The sequence below is a fragment of the Hymenobacter lucidus genome, from assembly GCF_020447265.1.
Classification (GTDB): Bacteria; Bacteroidota; Bacteroidia; order Cytophagales; family Hymenobacteraceae; genus Hymenobacter; species Hymenobacter lucidus.
Genome location: NZ_JAJADR010000001.1, coordinates 1,239,169 through 1,256,154, shown reverse-complemented (window position 1 = coordinate 1,256,154; position 16,986 = coordinate 1,239,169). Strand labels below are relative to the sequence as shown.

Here is a 16,986-nt window from a genome sequence, read left to right as displayed (position 1 = left end):
TCGGTTATTTGCCTTTTCAGACCACTACAAGCGGCCGGCTGGTGTGGCGGCTTTGCCAAGTAGCCAGCACAATCAGCAGGCCCTTGCCCGAGTCGAGCAGCAGGTTATCCAGGCGGTGGTAACCCAGGTAGAGGCCCAGCCCGATGCCAATCCACCAGAAGCCGAGTAGGTAGCAGAGCGTGGCGTAGTGCGGCTGCCGCTGCCACACCTGCCACAAGGCCACCGCATCAACTAACGACACCAATAGCAGTAGCCAAGCCAGCGCGAAGGCCATAAACCGCGTATCCGGGCTGGCCCCTACCCCAAACTTGGTCAGCAGCAGATCAGGTGCTAGGAAGCCGCCAATGGTAAGCGCCAGCTCGATGAGCAGGGCCAGAAAAAGCAGAACGAGCAGCGCGGTACGGGCCATTGGATGGAATATGATAGTAGCAGGAATGGCGTAAGCTACTGAAATCGGGGCCGGCAGGTGGCAAGGGCCCTTAGGGGGATGCGGAGCTCAGAGGTTAAAAGCCAATGCTACCACTCCCACGACGGCTGACAGAGCCGCGCCGCAGTAGCCGCCGATGGCCGCCAGGCGCCACAGGGCCTTCCAGAAGTAGCTTTCCACCGCATCGGCCAGCAACCAGGCCGTGCGGGCTGCCAGCCAGGGCAGCAGCAGCAGGCAGCCCACGAATAATACGGCGAAGAAAGTGGGAGCTGCGGACGTGTTGGGCCAGAGCTCCTGTTTGAGCACGATATTCAGCCCGCTGAAAAACAGCCCGCCCAGCGCCCACCACAGCAGCCTGGGAGCCAGCCGAAACACCAGCTCCAGGAAGCGCAACAAGGTTGTCATCGGGGCGGGACTATAAGGCAAGCAACTTTTGGTCGGAGCTGCCCAGCAGGAGCAGTACCACGCCGAAACCGCCTACCAGCAGGTGAAACAGCATGCCGAGCACGAAGACAAAAGCGCCTTTCATGCCTTGCAGCTCGATGCTGTGCCCCAGCCGCCACATGGGCGCGGTGGTACCGCGGGCTACGCTTACGTTGGCCGCTGCAATCAGAACCAGAGCCGTCCAGTCGTTGTGTACCAGCGCTGTCAACCACTGAGCGGTAGCATCGGCGGCCGCGTGGCCCGACTGGTACCAGCCGGGCAGCTGCAGCCAGAGCCAGAGCACGGCTACTACGGCAATAAGGATGCTCAGGCTGCGGCCGGCCGAGGGCCAGCGGGTTGTTGGGTTGGTAGTTGAATAGTCCATTATGCGGCGCTGGTTTCGTCGTTGGAGAGGATTTCGATGAGGCCTACCAGGCTGATAAAGGCGCCCAACGCATAGCCATAAGTCAGGTATTCGGCCATTTCGTGCAGCTCACTGCGCACATCAGCCGAGGCAAACAGTGCCGCGCACACCACTTCGTGCAACAGCCCCAGAGCCCACAGCCAGATGGCATTGACGCGGCTGGCTGTGCCGCGCGCCAAGCGCCACCGCAGCCCGTACAAGACCAGCCCCGGCAAGGGTAGCCCGAAGAACAGAAAGCCGAAGAGCAGCACGATGTTCATTCCCAGAATCGTCAGCGTGTCCTTCAGCTGCTGGGCACCCGCCAGCCAGCGGCCCAGGGGAGATATTTCAGATTCAACAAAGCCGACCGGAGCCGAGCTTTCCAGATTAGTTTCCATGAGTAAGCGGTTCAATAAGAAGCCCGGGGCTTCGGGCGAATAGCGGAAGAAAGTCAGATTACAGACTCGCCAGAATATCGGCGCTCTGCGGCGACCAGATGGCCATGAGCAGGAACACGGCCCCGAGTAGCAGGGCCAGCACGGCGCTGGCTACGGGCAGCACCAGCCACAAGAGCCGGCGGCGGCGCACATCGGGGGCGGCGGCCCGCTCCTGCCAGGCTAGCACCAGGGCTAGCACCACCACGCCGCCCGCGCAGAGCAGCACCATCCCGAGACTAATAGCGAACTGTAGCATGTGAGGCAGTGGTAAGAGGGTAAGACTCGAAATAGCGCCCAGCCTGGTAATCGGCCCAGGTGTAGCTGGGCCAGCGGCGCTGGGTCTCCAGGGCCCGGAAGTTGCGGATGCGGGCGTACAGCTGCTCCCGGGCTGATTGCTCGGACAAGGGCATCCAGGTACCGGACCCGTTGTCCTGCAGCAAGTTGCGGCCGGCCAGCTCGGCTTCGTGGGCGGCCAACTCGGGCAGCACCCGGTCGGGCATAGCCAGCAGGAAACCGTAATCCACCTCCCGGAAGCGGGGCTGCAGGTTGTAGCGCGCAATCCAGATTTCCCAGTTGCCGCAGGCCAGCAGCAGCAATACCGCGTAGGCGGCCAGGCCGTTGAGGCGGAACAGGGCGTAGGCCGAGCGGCGCTGCCACACTTTCAGCAGCACCGTAGCCAGCCCGAAAAAGGTCAGCAGCAGGAAGCCATACACCCCGATGCGCTTGTAGGCCAAGCCCGTGTACTGAATGTAGTAGTAGTTGCGCAGCCCCACCGATATGGCCAGCACCGCGTTTTGCAGCACCCACACCGTAGCACCCCAGCGCAGCACCCGCAAGCCGGGCTGGTAGAAGTTCAGGTTGCGGCGGAAAAACCACAGTACGATGCCCATAGCCACCAGAATACTCAGAATCAACACGTAGGTGCCCTCGTGCACAAACTGCGTGAGGTCGAAGCCCTTGGCCGGCACGAAGCCAAACCAGATCCAGCGCACGTCAATGGCATTTACGACCAGCAGTAGCACGTTTACCAGTCCAATGAGGCTGAGCGCCATCAGGTATTCCTTGCGCAAATCGAGGCTTTTGAATGACTTCGCGCGGAAATCGGGCCGGCGCACGGCGAAAGACGCCACCCCGTCGCGGCTGCGGTGCACAAACTCCCCGAAGCGCGACTCGTGGTCGGCGAAGTAATGCACCGGAATAATGAAGATGACCCCGGCCGTGAGCAGCAGCCCCAGACCGAAAAACAGCAGGCGCGGCACCGACAGCCAGGCAAAAAGCAGGTCCAACACGTTGGCTAGTGCCTCCAGCGCCCGGTCGGTCAGGGCCTCGTAGCGCGGGTTGGCAATAACGAATAGCACGTGAAATACCAGCAGCGCCAGCAGCGGCACGCCCAGCAGCCGGCCATAGTACCAGGTGCGGCTCATACGCCCACCCAGGTTCTGGGGCAGCCGCAGCAGTTGCGTCAGCCGTTGCACGGCCGGTACCAGGCTGCTAATGCCGGTCAGCAGCGCGTAGCCCACCAGCTTCAAGTGGGCCTGATTCACGTAGCCCAGCCACGTTGCCAACGAAGCTACGCAACTCAGCAGCGCCGCTCCAGAGCCGTACACGGCCACCATCACGGCGCTCAGCACCGTGCCCAGCAGCGTGAGCCAGAAGTAGCCCGAGCGCCACACGGCCGCATGGCGCGGCAGGCTAGCCAATACTGCTCCTACCACGAAAGCCGTGTAGAGCAGCATGTTCACGGCGGCCCGCTCCTGCCAAAACAGCACGTCGAAGAGAATGGCGCCCACCGGCAGCAGGAGTTTCTGCAAAGAAGTGAGCGGAAAAGGAGTAGGCAGGGCGTCCGAACTGGCGGCCGGCCAACTAGCAGCGGAAGTAGTTAGAGTATTCATGTTTTATTTTAAAAGAACTTTGTGTTTCAAAGTGGCAGGGCAAAAAAATAGGCGCGTCACCCCCGCAGCAGTTTTTCCAAAGCCGTCAGATGGTCCTGGAAGGCGGATTTGCCTTCTTTCGACGCTTGGTAGGTAGTATTAGGCTTCTTGCCTACGAACTGTTTGCTGACCAGCACGTAGCCCACCTTTTCCAGTGCCGACACGTGGCTGGCCAGGTTGCCGTCGGTCAGGTCGAGGGCGTCTTTCAGCTCGTTGAAGCTCACGGATTCGTTGGCCATGAGCACCGCCATGACGCCCAACCGCACGCGGTTGTCGAAAGCCTTATTGAGCGTATGGATGAGGTGTTTCACAGCGTGGGCCGGGGCGCGCGTTCGTAGCGGTTGTACATAAGTAAGCCGTAGCCAATGTGGCCCAGCCCAAACCCCAGAGCGAAGAAAATCAGGCCCCAGCCGGGCAGCAGCAAGGCCACCAGCCCGAGTACCATCTGGGTGAGGCCCAGCAGCCGGATTTCATCGAGGGTATATTTGCTGGCGTTGAGCAGGGCCAGGCCGTAAAACAGCAGCAGGCCCGGCACCACGAACGACGCCGCGCCGCGAAGATACAACCCAACGCAGAACAAGCCGCCGGCAATCAGCGGCAAGGCCAGACTCAGCAGCAGCCGCCGTGCCGGCGCATCCCAGAGCGTGCGGCCTTCCTGGGCCGCCCGGCGGTGGGTGAAGTAGAAAGCCACCACCAAGGCCAGCGCAATCATGCTGACGGCCAGGCCCAGCAGAAACGGGTAAGCAGCCTGCCGCTCGGCCGTGGAGCCTTCCACGAGGCGCAGAAAGCCCTGCTCGCCGTAGTGCTGCTGCAAATACCAGTGGCCTACGCCCGCGCCGGCCAGCGCCACCACGCCCGCCCCTACCCCCGACAGGCCACTGAGCGACAAAAATCGGGAAGAACGCTCCATAATGGCGCGAATCTCGGTGAGCTGAGCAAGTGGATCGGTAGCTGGCTTCATATTTTCAGAGCACTTTGTGTTGCAAAGCTAACAAGACGAAGCAACAATGCAAGCCCGTGTCGATTAACATTTTTCAACCTTGCTTGCGTTTATGGATCAGTCAGCCCTTTCTACTGCCAGCCGCTGGTTGCTACTGGCCCGCCTCGGACTGGCCACACTAGGTCAATACGCAGGCATTCTTGTTATCGGCGCGCTGCTCAGCGTCGCGCTGGGAATTGGGTTCGACTATCCTGTCGTTCCCCAGGCAGCTGTGGCCGAGCCAATCAGAGAATTCCTCGGGGAAATGCTCTTTCAGGCTTACATAGTCTTTTATTTTTCCTGGCCCACCTTCTTCATACTGCTGCTTACGCTGGGACTGTTACGCGGCTACGGCTACCACTGGCCGGCCGGGCAGCGCTGGGCGCTGCTGCTTGCGGGCATAACCGCCGGCGTATGGCTACCCGTACTCTACTGGTCAGAAATTATCGACCTGAGCTTTTCCTCGGCGGCAGCTACTTGCCGGGCCTGGATTCTGGTTGCATACGTAGCTATTCTGTGGGCCAACCGTAAGTACCTGCGCTCCTCCCTCCCACCGGCTTAACCATTCCCCCATGCGCCTACGGCTCCAGCTGTTCGAGTTTGAAGACCTGCCCTGGTTCCCAAAAGCAATTCGGGCGGGCATGATGGACTACCTGCGCTTTATGATCAGCACGCTGCGTACCTACCAGCCCATTGTACCGCTGCTGCGCGAGGCCCTGCACGCCACCGGCCAGCAGCAGGTAGTGGAGCTGTGCGCCGGCGCCGGCGGCGGCACCGAAGGCGTGGCCCTGGCTTTGCGCCGCCACCCGGAACTGGAGCAGCTGCGCGTCACGCTCACCGATCTTTACCCCCAGCCCGCCGCTTGGCAGCTGCTGCAGGAGCGCACCGCCGGCGTAATCGGCTACGAAACGGCGGCCGTAGATGCCCTGGCCGTGCCACCCCGTCTCACCGGTTTCCGCACGGTCTTTTCGGCGTTTCACCACTTCCCACCCGCTGCCGCCGAGGCTCTGTTGGCCGATGCCGTACAGCAGGGCGCGGGCATTGGCGTATTTGAGGGCGCAGGCAAGCACTGGCTGGAAATCGGGCTGGCCTGGACGGTGCTGCCCGTAGCCCAACTGCTGATTACGCCTTTCATTCGCCCTTTTGCGCTGAGCCGACTGTTTTTCACCTATGTAGTGCCGCTCATTCCGCTCTTTACCATCTGGGACGGCACCGTGTCGATTCTGCGGATGTACCCGCCAGCCCAGCTGCTGGCCCTGGCCCGTCGCGCCGACCCGGAGCAGCGCTTCCGCTGGCAGGCAGGCAAAGTACGACACAAATGGGGCCCGGAGGTGACGTATCTGGTGGGAGTGCCGAAGTAGGCTGATCGGGGTTTCAGGCGAAAGTCTACATTTGCTTTATGCTGCTTGCTTACCGCCGGGCGCTGCCGTTGCTGCGCATTCCGTTTTCCGTGTACCTGATGCCCGTGTACTGGTTTGGGCTCAGCGCCTTGCGTGGGCCCATCGACGTGGGACGGGCCGTGGGCGTGTTCGTGGTGCTGCACCTGCTGGCTTACCCGGCTTCCAACGGCTACAACTCCTACTACGACCGGGACGAGGGCAGCATTGGGGGCCTGAAAGCGCCGCCGAAGGTGTCGGAGGAGCTAATTCATCTGGTGTGGCTCTTCGACGGGCTGGCCGTACTGGGCGCGGCGCTCTTGTCGCCGCTGTTTGCGCTGCTGGTGGCCGTGTATCTGCTCGTATCGAAGGCTTACAGCTACGAGGGCATCCGGCTCAAGAAGTACCCGTTTCTGAGCACGTTCGTCGTCGTCGTTTTCCAGGGCGCTTTCACCTTTCTGATGACGCAGGTAGGCACCGGCACCGATTCAACCACCCTTCTGGCCCCCGACAACCTGCTGTTGGCATTGGTCAGCACGCTGTTTCTGTGCGGGTCCTACCCGCTCACGCAGGTGTACCAGCACCAAGAAGACCGGCAGCGCGGCGACCAGACGCTAAGCCTTTGGCTGGGCCTGCGGGGCACGTTCGTATTTGCGGCCATCGGGTTGCTACTTGGGGCGGCGCTGCTGGCTTGCACCTACTGGCTGCGTCACGAAACCCGGAACTTGCTAATTTTTCTGGTGGCTACCGGCCCCGTGGTTTACCTGTTTGCGCGCTGGGCGTGGGCTGTATGGCACGATGCTCAGGCCGCCGACTTCGAGCACACCATGCGCATGAACCAGGTTTCGTCGCTGTGTCTGAGCGCGGCCTTTGTAGCCATGCTGGTGTTAGCGCATCTGTAGGCCCAGGCTTAACGGTAAGGCGGCACACCACGTAGTAGCAACGCTCATCTACCTCCCGACTGCCATGCGTGCTTCTGCTCTTTTTGCTTCCCTGGCTTTACTCAGCGCCTGTTCTTCCACCGATTCGTCGCAGAATACTACCACTACTACCGCAACCACCGCCGATTCGGCCAGTACCACCGTGCCCGAGCCGATGGACACCGCGCGAGCCCGCACCGTTACGGCCCAGTCGGACACGCTGAAGGTGGTACGGCAAAGGCACACGTTTTCGGCGCCCGTCGCCCCCGACCAGTTTGCGCTCGTGCTGCGCGGGCCGTCGGTGCTGACGGGCGAGGTTTCGTTCACCATTACCGATGCCGCCGGCCAGGTTATTTTCCGCGAAATGCTGAGCCCAGCCGATCTGGAAGCCTCAATGGTGTACGAAATGAAAACGGCCACTGCCACCCCGGCTGAGCGCGAAGCCTTCGTGCGCCGCCGCCTCGATACGTTCTTTGCCGAGGCCAACTTCCACAAACCCGCCATTAGCCCCAAGGAAACCTACGCCCCCGGCGACCTGGACCGCGCCACCTGGGACGACCTGCGCAAGCGCCCCGACGCGGTCAGCTTCCACTATCTGGTGGGCAAGGAAGACCGGCGGCGCATCGTCTGGTCGCCGCTCAAAAAACAGGTAGAGCGTCTGCCCGGCTTCGGCGGCTAAGATTTGGCAGAACGATGTGGAAATGTGGAACGTTCTGTCTCCCGCTGGTCGACAGGACGTTCCACATTTCTGGCTCAGCTTTTCAGCTAAGTTAGACCATTAGCAACGACGAGACGCAAATAGGCGTCTCTACCCCGCTTCGTTGCCTTCTTCCGACGCCTGCTGCAGGGCTTTTTCCAGGCTTTCGGCAAAGGCATCATACGGCATAAAACCCCGTGCAATGAGGTAGCCCTGGTTGCCAACCCGCAGAATGGTAGTGGGGAAGCCCTGCACGCCGATTTTGGCCACGGCCGCAAACTCGTGGCGCGTGGCCTGGGCCGTTTCGGGCAGGGCCAGCCGCCGCTTGAACTCGGCCACGTTCAGGCCGAAGTCGGCCGCCAGCACCTCGTAGGTTTCCGGGTCGTTCAGATTCTGGCCTTTCAGAAAATAGGCCTGCTGCAGGGCGTGAGCAAAGCTGGCGGTCTGATTGTAGGGGTCAATCTGCCGGAAAACGGTGAGGGCCTGGCACGGCGGCTCCGAGTCCTGGATATAGCTACCCTCCCGGCCCAACTCCCGGAAAGCCGCGCCAAACTCTACGTCGGCCACCTTCTCAATCTGGCCCATTGCCCCGCTGATGTATTCCCAGTCGTCGCGAATCGGGCCCACCTGCTGGCCCGTCACCATGCCGCCGCTTAGTACCGATACCGTCATACGGCCGGCAAACTCGTTTTGCACCCGCTCCACCACCGGACTCATGCCGTAGCACCAGCCGCACAGCGGGTCGAAAATATACAGTAGCTCGGGCAGGTCGGGTTCTTGTTCCATCGGATTTCAGCAAAGCGGTAAGACCGGCAAAGAACCTAAAAGTTTGGCTTGGAAGGAAGACGTAAGGAAGAAGATCATGTCGACCAACGGCAGACATCTTGCGTGCTGACATTGTTCACACTGTCATCCTGAGCCATTGCGAAGGACCTTCCTCACCTATCCCACCGCAGTTCCTGCCAACGCAAAAAGCCCTTTACCACCAGCGCGGTGAAAGGCTTTTTGCGTTGAATAAATCTTATCACTCAGGTAAGCAAGGTCCTTCGCTCTGCTCAGGATGACAGACGCGGAAAAAGCTCGAAACCACAGGTAACATCCAATCCTGCAAAAAACGAAAAATGCCCGTGAAACGTCGTTTCACGGGCATTTTTGCAATACAAACCAGATCGGCTTAGCCGTTCATCGACATCAGGAACTCTTCGTTATCCTTGGTGCCTTTCATGCGGTCCTTCAGGAACTCCATGGCCTCCGAGGCGGTCATGTCAGCCATGAATTTGCGCAGCACCCAGATGCGGTTCAGCTCGTCGCGGCTCATGAGCAGGTCTTCACGGCGGGTACCGGAAGCCGGCACGTCGATGGCGGGGAAGATACGTTTGTTGGCCAGCTTGCGGTCCAGTTGCAGTTCCATGTTGCCGGTGCCTTTGAATTCCTCGAAGATTACCTCGTCCATTTTGGAGCCGGTTTCGATGAGGGCCGTGGCAATGATAGTCAGCGAGCCGCCGTTTTCCACGTTGCGGGCCGCACCGAAGAAGCGCTTGGGCTTGTGCAGCGCGTTAGCATCCACACCACCCGACAGAATCTTGCCGGAAGCGGGCTGCACCGTGTTGTAAGCCCGGGCCAGGCGCGTAATCGAGTCGAGCAGAATCACCACGTCGTGGCCGCACTCCACGAGGCGCTTGGCTTTGTCGAGGGCAATGCTGGCAATTTTTACGTGGCGGTCGGCCGTTTCGTCGAAGGTGGAGCTGAGTACTTCGGCTTTCACCGAGCGGGCCATGTCCGTCACTTCCTCGGGGCGCTCATCAATCAAGAGAATGATGAGGTACACTTCGGGGTGATTTTCAGAAATCGAGTTGGCAATTTCCTGCAGCAGCACCGTTTTACCGGTTTTGGGCTGGGCCACGATCAGGCCGCGCTGGCCCTTACCGATGGGCGCAAACAAGTCCAGAATGCGGGTGCTCAGCTGGCTCGATTTGGTGGAGAGCTTCAGGCGCTCCTCGGCAAACAGGGGCGTGAGGTTGCTGAATGGGATACGGTCCCGGGCTTCCTCAATACTGCGGCCGTTGATGCCTTCCACACCAACCAGGGCGAAGTATTTCTCGCCTTCGCGCGGCGGCCGGATTGTGCACTTTACCGTGTCGCCGGCTTTCAGGGCAAACTGCTTTACCTGCTGCGGGGCCACGTAAATATCGTCGGGCGAGGCAAGGTAGTTGTAGAATGGCGAGCGAAGGAAGCCGTAGCCGCCGTCGGGCATCATTTCCAGCGTGCCTTCACTGGGCAGTACAATGTCAAAATCGTTGCGGGGGCGCTGCTGGGCCTGGTCGCCCTGGCGCGGCTCCCCTTGAGTGCGGGCTTCGCCGGACTGGCGCGGCTCCCCACCCTGCCGCAGCTGACGCTGCTGGTCACGGGCGGCGAAACGGTCTTCACGGCGGCCCTGTTCGCGGCCCTCCCGCTCGGGGCGCGGCTCGCGGCCCTCGCGGGGCGTGTCGCGCAGAGCGCGGGGCTCGCGCTGGTCGCGGCCGTCCCGGGGCACGTCGTTGCGGAATTCCCGGGGTTCCCGCGGGGCATCGGCGCGCTGCTCCCGCGGCTCCCGGTTCTCGCGCTGCTCACGGGGTTCCCGATTTTCGCGGAATTCCCGACCGTCGCGCGGCTCACGGGGTTGGCCGTTGGCCTGCTCGGGGCGGGGCTCCCGGAAGATAATAGGAGCTGGTGCAGGTGTTGGCGCAGCAGTCGTTTCCGGCGCTACAGTTGGCTCAGCTACTTCAGCCACAACTGGAGCTGGTACTTCTGGAGCAACATCCTGACCATCGGCTTCGGGGGTGACAACGGCTTCCGGAGCAGCTTCGGCGCGGCCCCGACCTTCGGAGCGGGTACGACGCTCGGGGCGCTGATACGGTTTGATGGGCCGGGCGGCTGTTTCGGCAGCTGGCTGCTCAGCCTCGGCTACAATGGCTTCCGCTACTGGAGCTTCAACGGCTGGCGCAATGGCGGTGGCAGCGGGCACGGCGGCCGCAGCGGCGGTGGCGCGGGCCACGCCATTGTCGCGGCGGGGCGGCGTGGTGCGCGGGGCCCGCGAATTGGCGCGGGGCGCGGCCGGAACCACGGCCACTGGAGCGGGCAACTCGGGTGCTACTGCTGCGGCCACGGCTACGTCGGAAAAAGCCAGGGGCGCGGCCGCCACGGGTTTGGCGTCGTCCGTTTTCACTTTTTTGGGGAGCTTGTCGGCTGGCGTGATGGCCTGCTGATCCAGAATCTTGTAAATCAGATCCTGCTTGCTGAGTTTCTTGAAGTTACCGACATTCAACTTTTCCGCTATTTCCTTTAGCTCGGAAAGCAGACGGTCCTTCAATTCTTCAATATTGTACATACACTAAAACTGGGAGAAAAAACGGGCGGAGCAACCGACACAGAGCAACACAGGCCAATCCGGGCGACAAAAGCAGCCGCAAAGCGGCGCGAAGCACAGTACTACGGAATGAAACGGGGGTAATTAGGAGGGGGAGGCGCTGGGGATAAATCGGGCCGTGCGCAACAAAACTAACTGCGGGCCCGGCATCAGCGGCCGGCTTGCTTACGCAATGTTAGCGTAATACGCCCGAACCGCCAAATGAGATACATTTTTTTTGATGGATTGGTGCGCCGATGCTTTGCCCTACTCCCTAAAACCGGCTTCCGAAAGCATATTACCTGACTAATATTCTAACAGCAAACCTCTTACCGCCGGGCAGGCGCTTTGCTAAACTGGCAGCTTGCCGGGGCCAATCATGTTTTTATCCGAAAGCCTGTCCAAAAAAAACTACTTTTGCCCTCGTTCAAAACCGCGTTTTCTGCCTTATGCTGCAAGTTTCCGTTCTGCGAGATAATACCGAGCTGGTCCTGGCGGGCCTGGCCAAGAAACACTATAAAACGGCGGAGGCCGACGTATCCGCTATTCTCACGCTCGACCAGCGGCGCAAGGATCTGCAAACGGCCCACGACTCGGCCCAGGCCGAAGCCAACGAGCTGGCCCGCCAAATTGGGGGCTTGATGAAAAGCGGCGATAAAGCCGGGGCCGAAACGCTCAAAGCCCGCACCTCGGAGCTCAAGCAGCAAACCAAAGCCCACGCCGATGAGCTGGCCCAGGTGGAAGAGGCCTTGCAGCAAACCCTATATAAGCTGCCCAACCTGCCTCACAGCAGCGTGCCCGAAGGCCGCGTGGCGGCTGATAACGAAGTAGTGCGCGAAGGCGGCACCAAGCCCGAGCTGCCTGCCAATGCCCTCCCCCACTGGGACCTGATCAAGAAGTACGACATCATCGACTTCGAGCTGGGCAACAAGATTACCGGCGCGGGCTTTCCGGTGTACAAGAAGCAGGGTGCCCGGCTACAGCGCGCTCTGATCAACTTTTTCCTGGATCAGGCCCGCGACGCAGGTTACGATGAGGTGCAGCCCCCGATTCTGGTGAACGAGGCCAGTGGCTATGGCACGGGCCAGCTGCCCGACAAGGAAGGCCAGATGTACCACGACAAGCAGGACAACCTGTACCTGATTCCGACGTCGGAGGTGCCGATTACTAACCTCTACCGCGACGAAATCGTGGCCGCCGACCAGCTGCCGATCCGCAATACGGGTTACACGCCCTGCTTCCGGCGCGAGGCCGGCTCGTGGGGCGCCGATGTGCGCGGCCTCAACCGCCTGCACCAGTTCGACAAGGTGGAAATCGTGCAGATAACCCAGCCCGAGAACAGCTACGCGGCCCTGGATGGCATGGTGGCGCACATCGAAGGACTGCTGCAGAAGTTGGAGCTGCCCTACCGCATTCTGCGCCTCTGCGGCGGCGATATGGGCTTCACCTCGGCCCTCACGTTTGACCTGGAAGTGTGGAGCGCCGCGCAGGGCCGCTGGCTGGAAGTAAGCTCGGCCTCGAACTTCGAAACCTACCAAGCCAACCGTCTGAAACTGCGCTACCGCGGCGAAAACGGCAAAACCCAGCTGCTGCACACGCTCAACGGCTCGGCCCTGGCCCTGCCCCGCATCGTGGCCGCGCTGCTGGAAAACAACCAGACGGAAGATGGCATCCAACTGCCCGAAGTGCTGCACTCATACTGCGGGTTCAGCAAGATTGGATAGAAATAATAATTCGCACAAAAAAGCCTCTGAAGAGCATTCAGAGGCTTTTTTGTGCGAATTATTGACCCACTTTAGCCGCCAGCCAGTCGTTGGCTTCCCGCTCGTCGGTAAAGTATTGAATCCGGTAGGGGCGGTGGGTATCGACGGGCAAGGCGGCCAGCACCGGGCGGGTGCCGACTTCGTAGAGGTAGGATGGAGAGAGTAGCACCGATACGTACACGGTACCGTGCAACTGAGTGGCCGCCTGAGGCATAAATTCATCGGTGACCCAGCGGGCTGTTTCCTCGTCGCTGTTGTTGCGCCGGCGGATATCGAGCAGCCAGTAGCGGCAGCCCGCCCGGCCCGCGGCAGCCAGCACGGCTTCGTAGGTGGTGTGCATTTCGACCATCGTTATGGGCCGCATCCAGCGGGCAATCAGCAGGCAGGTATCGGGACGATAAGTAATATCGAGGGCATCGGTTGAGTAGAGCTGTTGATACATAGGCGGCAGATACGCAGATAAGAATTCAGTTAATACTCAGCTATCTGGCTGTCGAGGTAGCACCAGGCCCACTGCTCACCGGGCTCGGCCGATGTAACTACCGGGTGCTGGGTAGCCTGGAAATGCTTGGTGGCATGCTTGTTCTGCGAAGAGTCGCAGCAGCCAACATGGCCGCAACTCTGGCACACGCGCAGGTGCACCCAGGTATCGCCCATAGCTACGCACTCGGGGCATGTATGGTCGGGGGCCGAAAGCAGGGTTTCGATGACCTGCAGGTGTTCACAAAGTGCCATGGCAGCTACTGTTAGGAAGTCAGGAATTCACTTTCGGGCACCAGCCGCGTAACGATGCGCAGGCCGCTGAGCAGGGTTTTCTGGACCGGGCATTTCTGCGAAATGACCTCCAGGCGCTGGCGCTGCTCCTCGCTAAGCGGGCCCAGTAGGCGCAGCTCTTTGGTTACTTCCTCCAGCATCTGGCCGGGCTGCTCGCACTTTTCACAATCGTGCTCGTGCACGCGCTGGTGGCTCAGACGCACCTCAATGCCTTGCAATGGCCATTTTTTCTGGGTGGCGTAGAGGCGTAGCGTAATGGCGGTACAGGCACCCAGCGCGCTCAACAGCATATCGTAGGGCGTGGGGCCCCGGTCCTGCCCTCCCACTTCGAGCGGCTCGTCGACGATGAAAGTGTGGCGGCCGGCCAGCACGTCGGCCTGCAGAGCCTCGGGGCCAACCCGCACGAGTACGTGGTTATCGGATAGCATGAAACGGGAGTTAGAGTGGCACGGCAGCAATTTCTACTGCCCTGGAAGGTAGCAAATTCCGCTTGTTTCACCCAGCTGGTGCCGGGCTGGCAGTTTTCTACCGACCGTCGCGGGCCGGCGGCAGGTCGAGGTCAAACACGATGTCGCGCATGCAGCGGAAGTGGCCCTGGGGGCATTTGGCGTAGCCGATTTTGGAGCACGGCCGGCACGGCAGGCTCTGCACTTCCAGCACCCGGAACTCGGTGCGGTAGGGGTACATGCCAAATTCGGGCACCGTATTACCCCACACGCTGAAAATCTCCTTGCCAAAGGCGGCGGCAATGTGCATCAGGCCCGTATCGTGGCTAACGACGAACTGCGCCTGCCGCACCAAAGAGGCCGACTGGTTTAGTGAATACTGCCCGCAGGCGTTGTATGTCGGTGAAGTTGTGAGGTTGTGAGGTTGTGAATGTTCTCCCTGAATTTTGCCCAGCGCCGCCACGATTTCGTCGCCGGTAGCTTGATCTTCGGGGCCGCCGAGCAGGAGAATGGGGCGGCGCAGCTGCTGGCACAGCTCGATAATCCGCTCGGTGGGCAGGCGCTTGGTGGCGTGCTGGGCCCCGATGGCAAAGGCCACATAGCCCGCCTGAAACGCGGCGGGCAGCGTACGGAGGTCGACTTCGGCGGCGGGCGGAATAAAATAGTCGAGGCCTCGGCCGTCGTCGGTTACGCCCAGCGCGGCAGCCGCGGCCAGGTAGCGCTGCACGATGTGCACGCGCGGCAACCGGTCGACCTTCAGATTGACCAGCAGCCATTTCTGCCAGTTCAGCTTGTCGAAGCTGGCCGACTTCACGCCCAGGCGCAGCTTCAGCAGACTGGTACGCAGGTTGTTGTGCAGATCCACCACGAAATCGAACTGCTCCTGCTTCAACTCCGCTACCAGCTCCGTGAGCGAGCCGGTGAGGTAGTGCGCCTTGTCCACGTAGGGGTTGGGCTCGATGAGGCTGCGGTAGGCGGGCTTGGTACAGAAATGCACCACGGCGCCGGGCACCTGCTGCTTGAGGGCGCGCACCACGGGCGTAGTCAGCACGATGTCGCCGATGGAGGAAAAGCGCAGAACCAGAATCTTCATTACCCGAATAGCGAGTCTTGGTACTCCAGCGGCGGCTTGATGTCGGCTTTGCGGGCGGCAAAGTAGGCGGCCATTTCCTCGGCGCTCAGGGCATTAAAGGTCATATCCTTGGTCAGGCCACCCTTGCGGCCCATCATCACGCCGTAGCGCATGTCGGCGTAGCCGTCGGTGTGGTGGGCATCGGGGTTGATGCTGAGCTGTACGCCCTGGTCGAGGGCGTAGCGCACCCAGCGCCAGTCGAGGTCGAGCCGCCAGGGGTTGGAGTTGATTTCGATAATGACCTTGTGCTGGGCGCAGGCGTCGATAATGGCTTTGTGGTCGATGGGGTAGCCCTCGCGGCGCAGCAGCAGGCGGCCCGTGGGGTGGCCCAGCATAGTGGTGTAGGGGTTGGCAATAGCTCGCAGAAGCCGCTCGGTGGCTTTGCGCTCGTCCATGCGCAGGTTGCTGTGCACCGAGGCCACGATGAAGTCGAAGGTTTCGAGCACGCTGTTCGAGTAGTCCAGATTTCCGTCGCCGAGAATGTCGCTTTCGATGCCCTTGAAGATGCGGAACGGGGCCAGCTCCTGGTTGAGCTGGTCGATTTCGCGCTGCTGCTGCCGCACCCGCTCGGGGCTGAGGCCGTTGGCGTAGTGCGCGGCCTGCGAATGGTCGCAGATGCCGAGGTACTCGTAGCCCTTGTCGCGCAGAAACTCGGCCATCTGGCGCAGCGTGTGGTTGCCGTCGGAGTAGGTGCTGTGGTTGTGCAACGAGCCGCGCAGGTCTTTTTCATCGAGCAGCTCGGGCAGCTTTTTGGCTTCGGCCAGAGCAATTTCGCCGAGACCTTCGCGCAGTTCGGGCTCCACGTACTGCAGGCCGGCTTTTTCGTAGATGGCCGTTTCCTGATAAAACGTTTCCTGCTTTACCAGCTGCCGCAGCGTGGCGGCCCGGCCGGTGGTCAGCGGCTCAGAAAGGTGGGTTTCGGTGGCCGAGAGCAGAAACAGCTGATTCACGAAGCTTTCCTTGCTGGTCAGGTACACTTCCACCTTCACGCCCGACGCCGTGGCCGTGCCGCGCCAAGCAAACGGGCCCGAGCGTTGGGGGTCGGGCGTGAGGCCGTCGAGCGTGTTGAGCAGCTCGTGGGCCTGCCAGGGTTGGGCGGTAGCGGCCACCAGCGTCACGGTTTCCACAATTTCGAGGCGGCGGCGCACTTCCCCGGCCACGGCTACCTGCTCGGTGCGCAGGGTTTCGCGCAGACGGCGGGCCAGGTCTTCGGCCAGCTCCTCCCCTTGCGGATACAGCACTTTGCCCCGGCTTTCCTGGTTAAACTCCAGCGCCGCCAGAATCATGTCCTGGGTTTTCTTGCCGAATCCTTTAAGCTTGCTGACCTCGTCGTTTTCGGCGGCTGTGCGCAACTGCTCGATGCTTTCGATGCCTGAGTCGCGCCACAGCGCCCGGATTTTCTTGGGCCCGATACCCTTAATGCCCAGCATTTCGACCACGCCGGGCGGGGTAATTTCCAGCAGCTTGCGTAATTCCTCAAATGTGCCCGTATCGAGCATTTCGGCCACTTTGGCGGCGGCGGTTTTGCTCAGGCCGGTGCGGTCGGGCAGGCCGGTGCGGTCCATGTCGGCCACGGGCAACTCCAGTCGCTCCAGGGTAGCGGCGGTGCCTTCGTAGGCTCTGATTTTGAACGGGTTTTCGTCGTGCAGCTCCATGAGTGAGGCAGCAAGGCGAAAGGCACGGATAAGGGCGCGGTTGTCCACGGAGTTGGTAGTTGTTGGTTGGCAGTTGTTAGTTGTTAGCTGTCTTGCATAGCTATCGAAACTGACAACCAACAACTGCCAACTAACAACCAACCCAATAAGCAGCGGCCCGCCAAAGGTAAGGGCCAAAGTCGTACATTCGCTCCTACGGCCCCGTGCGGGGCTCAGGCCATGTTTTCTCCCATTTTCC

20 protein-coding genes are annotated in these 16,986 nt (G+C 61.1%); 5 read left to right on the top strand and 15 right to left on the bottom strand.

Features of this window, described 5'->3' with window-relative positions; all coding sequences use genetic code 11:
* Positions 1 to 16: 16 nt before the first annotated feature.
* The 8 genes from LGH74_RS05385 to LGH74_RS05350 all read right to left on the bottom strand — a co-directional run bounded on the left by LGH74_RS05385 (position 17) and on the right by LGH74_RS05350 (position 4,582).
* On the bottom strand, positions 17 to 409 hold the full coding sequence (locus LGH74_RS05385; protein ID WP_226173132.1) for a hypothetical protein: 393 nt from the start codon (positions 407 to 409) through the stop codon (positions 17 to 19).
* A gap of 87 nt (positions 410 to 496) precedes the next feature.
* Positions 497 to 832: a hypothetical protein gene (locus LGH74_RS05380; protein ID WP_226173129.1), complete on the bottom strand. Its 336-nt coding sequence runs from the start codon at positions 830 to 832 to the stop codon at positions 497 to 499.
* A gap of 10 nt (positions 833 to 842) precedes the next feature.
* On the bottom strand, positions 843 to 1,235 hold the full coding sequence (locus tag LGH74_RS05375; protein ID WP_226173118.1) for a hypothetical protein: 393 nt from the start codon (positions 1,233 to 1,235) through the stop codon (positions 843 to 845).
* Positions 1,235 to 1,651, bottom strand: coding sequence for a hypothetical protein (locus LGH74_RS05370; protein WP_226173116.1), 417 nt, complete (start codon positions 1,649 to 1,651; stop codon positions 1,235 to 1,237). Before LGH74_RS05370 ends, LGH74_RS05375 begins: the two co-directional genes overlap by 1 nt.
* Positions 1,652 to 1,709: 58 nt before the next feature.
* Entirely contained in the window at positions 1,710 to 1,946 is a 237-nt protein-coding gene (locus tag LGH74_RS05365; protein WP_226173114.1) for a hypothetical protein, read from the bottom strand.
* Positions 1,927 to 3,582, bottom strand: a complete 1,656-nt coding sequence (locus LGH74_RS05360) for a DUF4153 domain-containing protein (protein WP_226173112.1) — start codon at positions 3,580 to 3,582, stop codon at positions 1,927 to 1,929. The genes LGH74_RS05365 and LGH74_RS05360 overlap by 20 nt, the downstream gene beginning before the upstream one ends.
* A gap of 56 nt (positions 3,583 to 3,638) precedes the next feature.
* Entirely contained in the window at positions 3,639 to 3,932 is a 294-nt protein-coding gene (locus LGH74_RS05355) for a winged helix-turn-helix domain-containing protein (protein ID WP_226173110.1), read from the bottom strand.
* Positions 3,929 to 4,582, bottom strand: a complete 654-nt coding sequence (locus LGH74_RS05350; RefSeq protein ID WP_226173107.1) for a hypothetical protein — start codon at positions 4,580 to 4,582, stop codon at positions 3,929 to 3,931. The genes LGH74_RS05355 and LGH74_RS05350 overlap by 4 nt, the downstream gene beginning before the upstream one ends.
* 91 nt (positions 4,583 to 4,673) lie before the next feature.
* On the opposite strand from LGH74_RS05350, the gene LGH74_RS05345 reads away from it, so the two are divergent.
* The 4 genes from LGH74_RS05345 to LGH74_RS05330 all read left to right on the top strand — a co-directional run bounded on the left by LGH74_RS05345 (position 4,674) and on the right by LGH74_RS05330 (position 7,575).
* Positions 4,674 to 5,162: a hypothetical protein gene (locus LGH74_RS05345; protein WP_226173104.1), complete on the top strand. Its 489-nt coding sequence runs from the start codon at positions 4,674 to 4,676 to the stop codon at positions 5,160 to 5,162.
* A 10-nt stretch (positions 5,163 to 5,172) separates the two neighbouring features.
* On the top strand, positions 5,173 to 5,961 hold the full coding sequence (locus LGH74_RS05340; RefSeq protein WP_226173102.1) for a class I SAM-dependent methyltransferase: 789 nt from the start codon (positions 5,173 to 5,175) through the stop codon (positions 5,959 to 5,961).
* 38 nt (positions 5,962 to 5,999) lie between these two features.
* Positions 6,000 to 6,878 carry a UbiA family prenyltransferase gene (locus tag LGH74_RS05335; protein WP_226173099.1) on the top strand — a complete coding sequence of 293 codons (879 nt, stop codon included), beginning with the start codon at positions 6,000 to 6,002 and terminating at the stop codon, positions 6,876 to 6,878.
* Between the two features lie 64 nt (positions 6,879 to 6,942).
* On the top strand, positions 6,943 to 7,575 hold the full coding sequence (locus tag LGH74_RS05330; RefSeq protein WP_226173097.1) for a hypothetical protein: 633 nt from the start codon (positions 6,943 to 6,945) through the stop codon (positions 7,573 to 7,575).
* 129 nt (positions 7,576 to 7,704) lie between these two features.
* Here the strand turns inward: LGH74_RS05330 and LGH74_RS05325 are convergent, their stop codons facing one another.
* Positions 7,705 to 8,379, bottom strand: coding sequence for a DsbA family protein (locus LGH74_RS05325; protein ID WP_226173095.1), 675 nt, complete (start codon positions 8,377 to 8,379; stop codon positions 7,705 to 7,707).
* 388 nt (positions 8,380 to 8,767) lie between these two features.
* Entirely contained in the window at positions 8,768 to 10,960 is a 2,193-nt protein-coding gene (rho, locus tag LGH74_RS05320; RefSeq protein WP_226173093.1) for a transcription termination factor Rho, read from the bottom strand.
* Between the two features lie 467 nt (positions 10,961 to 11,427).
* Between rho and serS the strand changes: the two genes are divergently transcribed.
* Entirely contained in the window at positions 11,428 to 12,702 is a 1,275-nt protein-coding gene (gene serS / locus LGH74_RS05315; RefSeq protein WP_226173091.1) for a serine--tRNA ligase, read from the top strand.
* A gap of 58 nt (positions 12,703 to 12,760) precedes the next feature.
* Here the strand turns inward: serS and LGH74_RS05310 are convergent, their stop codons facing one another.
* From LGH74_RS05310 to LGH74_RS05290, 5 genes are all read right to left on the bottom strand, one after another.
* Complete coding sequence (locus tag LGH74_RS05310) at positions 12,761 to 13,183, bottom strand: hypothetical protein (protein ID WP_226173088.1); 423 nt, start codon at positions 13,181 to 13,183, stop codon at positions 12,761 to 12,763.
* 29 nt (positions 13,184 to 13,212) lie between these two features.
* The gene (locus LGH74_RS05305) at positions 13,213 to 13,476 is read right to left on the bottom strand and encodes a UBP-type zinc finger domain-containing protein (RefSeq protein WP_226173086.1); all 264 of its coding nucleotides are present in this window, start codon (positions 13,474 to 13,476) and stop codon (positions 13,213 to 13,215) included.
* An 11-nt stretch (positions 13,477 to 13,487) separates the two neighbouring features.
* Complete coding sequence (locus LGH74_RS05300; RefSeq protein WP_226173083.1) at positions 13,488 to 13,943, bottom strand: OsmC family protein; 456 nt, start codon at positions 13,941 to 13,943, stop codon at positions 13,488 to 13,490.
* 97 nt (positions 13,944 to 14,040) lie between these two features.
* Positions 14,041 to 15,054 carry a glycosyltransferase family 9 protein gene (locus LGH74_RS05295; protein WP_226173080.1) on the bottom strand — a complete coding sequence of 338 codons (1,014 nt, stop codon included), beginning with the start codon at positions 15,052 to 15,054 and terminating at the stop codon, positions 14,041 to 14,043.
* The gene (locus LGH74_RS05290) at positions 15,054 to 16,796 is read right to left on the bottom strand and encodes a DNA polymerase/3'-5' exonuclease PolX (RefSeq protein WP_226173078.1); all 1,743 of its coding nucleotides are present in this window, start codon (positions 16,794 to 16,796) and stop codon (positions 15,054 to 15,056) included. The genes LGH74_RS05295 and LGH74_RS05290 overlap by 1 nt, the downstream gene beginning before the upstream one ends.
* Between the last annotated feature and the right edge of the window lie 190 nt (positions 16,797 to 16,986).

Coding starts and splice junctions, on each gene's coding strand:
- LGH74_RS05370 (WP_226173116.1), bottom strand. CDS start 1,651: ATGGAAACTAATCTGGAAAGCTCGGCTCCGGTCGGCTTTGTTGAATCT.
- LGH74_RS05360 (WP_226173112.1), bottom strand. CDS start 3,582: ATGAATACTCTAACTACTTCCGCTGCTAGTTGGCCGGCCGCCAGTTCG.
- LGH74_RS05330 (WP_226173097.1), top strand. CDS start 6,943: ATGCGTGCTTCTGCTCTTTTTGCTTCCCTGGCTTTACTCAGCGCCTGT.
- serS (WP_226173091.1), top strand. CDS start 11,428: ATGCTGCAAGTTTCCGTTCTGCGAGATAATACCGAGCTGGTCCTGGCG.
- LGH74_RS05305 (WP_226173086.1), bottom strand. CDS start 13,476: ATGGCACTTTGTGAACACCTGCAGGTCATCGAAACCCTGCTTTCGGCC.
- LGH74_RS05350 (WP_226173107.1), bottom strand. CDS start 4,582: ATGAAGCCAGCTACCGATCCACTTGCTCAGCTCACCGAGATTCGCGCC.
- LGH74_RS05375 (WP_226173118.1), bottom strand. CDS start 1,235: ATGGACTATTCAACTACCAACCCAACAACCCGCTGGCCCTCGGCCGGC.
- LGH74_RS05300 (WP_226173083.1), bottom strand. CDS start 13,943: ATGCTATCCGATAACCACGTACTCGTGCGGGTTGGCCCCGAGGCTCTG.
- LGH74_RS05380 (WP_226173129.1), bottom strand. CDS start 832: ATGACAACCTTGTTGCGCTTCCTGGAGCTGGTGTTTCGGCTGGCTCCC.
- LGH74_RS05295 (WP_226173080.1), bottom strand. CDS start 15,054: ATGAAGATTCTGGTTCTGCGCTTTTCCTCCATCGGCGACATCGTGCTG.
- LGH74_RS05325 (WP_226173095.1), bottom strand. CDS start 8,379: ATGGAACAAGAACCCGACCTGCCCGAGCTACTGTATATTTTCGACCCG.
- LGH74_RS05385 (WP_226173132.1), bottom strand. CDS start 409: ATGGCCCGTACCGCGCTGCTCGTTCTGCTTTTTCTGGCCCTGCTCATC.
- LGH74_RS05340 (WP_226173102.1), top strand. CDS start 5,173: ATGCGCCTACGGCTCCAGCTGTTCGAGTTTGAAGACCTGCCCTGGTTC.
- LGH74_RS05365 (WP_226173114.1), bottom strand. CDS start 1,946: ATGCTACAGTTCGCTATTAGTCTCGGGATGGTGCTGCTCTGCGCGGGC.
- rho (WP_226173093.1), bottom strand. CDS start 10,960: ATGTACAATATTGAAGAATTGAAGGACCGTCTGCTTTCCGAGCTAAAG.
- LGH74_RS05335 (WP_226173099.1), top strand. CDS start 6,000: ATGCTGCTTGCTTACCGCCGGGCGCTGCCGTTGCTGCGCATTCCGTTT.
- LGH74_RS05310 (WP_226173088.1), bottom strand. CDS start 13,183: ATGTATCAACAGCTCTACTCAACCGATGCCCTCGATATTACTTATCGT.
- LGH74_RS05345 (WP_226173104.1), top strand. CDS start 4,674: ATGGATCAGTCAGCCCTTTCTACTGCCAGCCGCTGGTTGCTACTGGCC.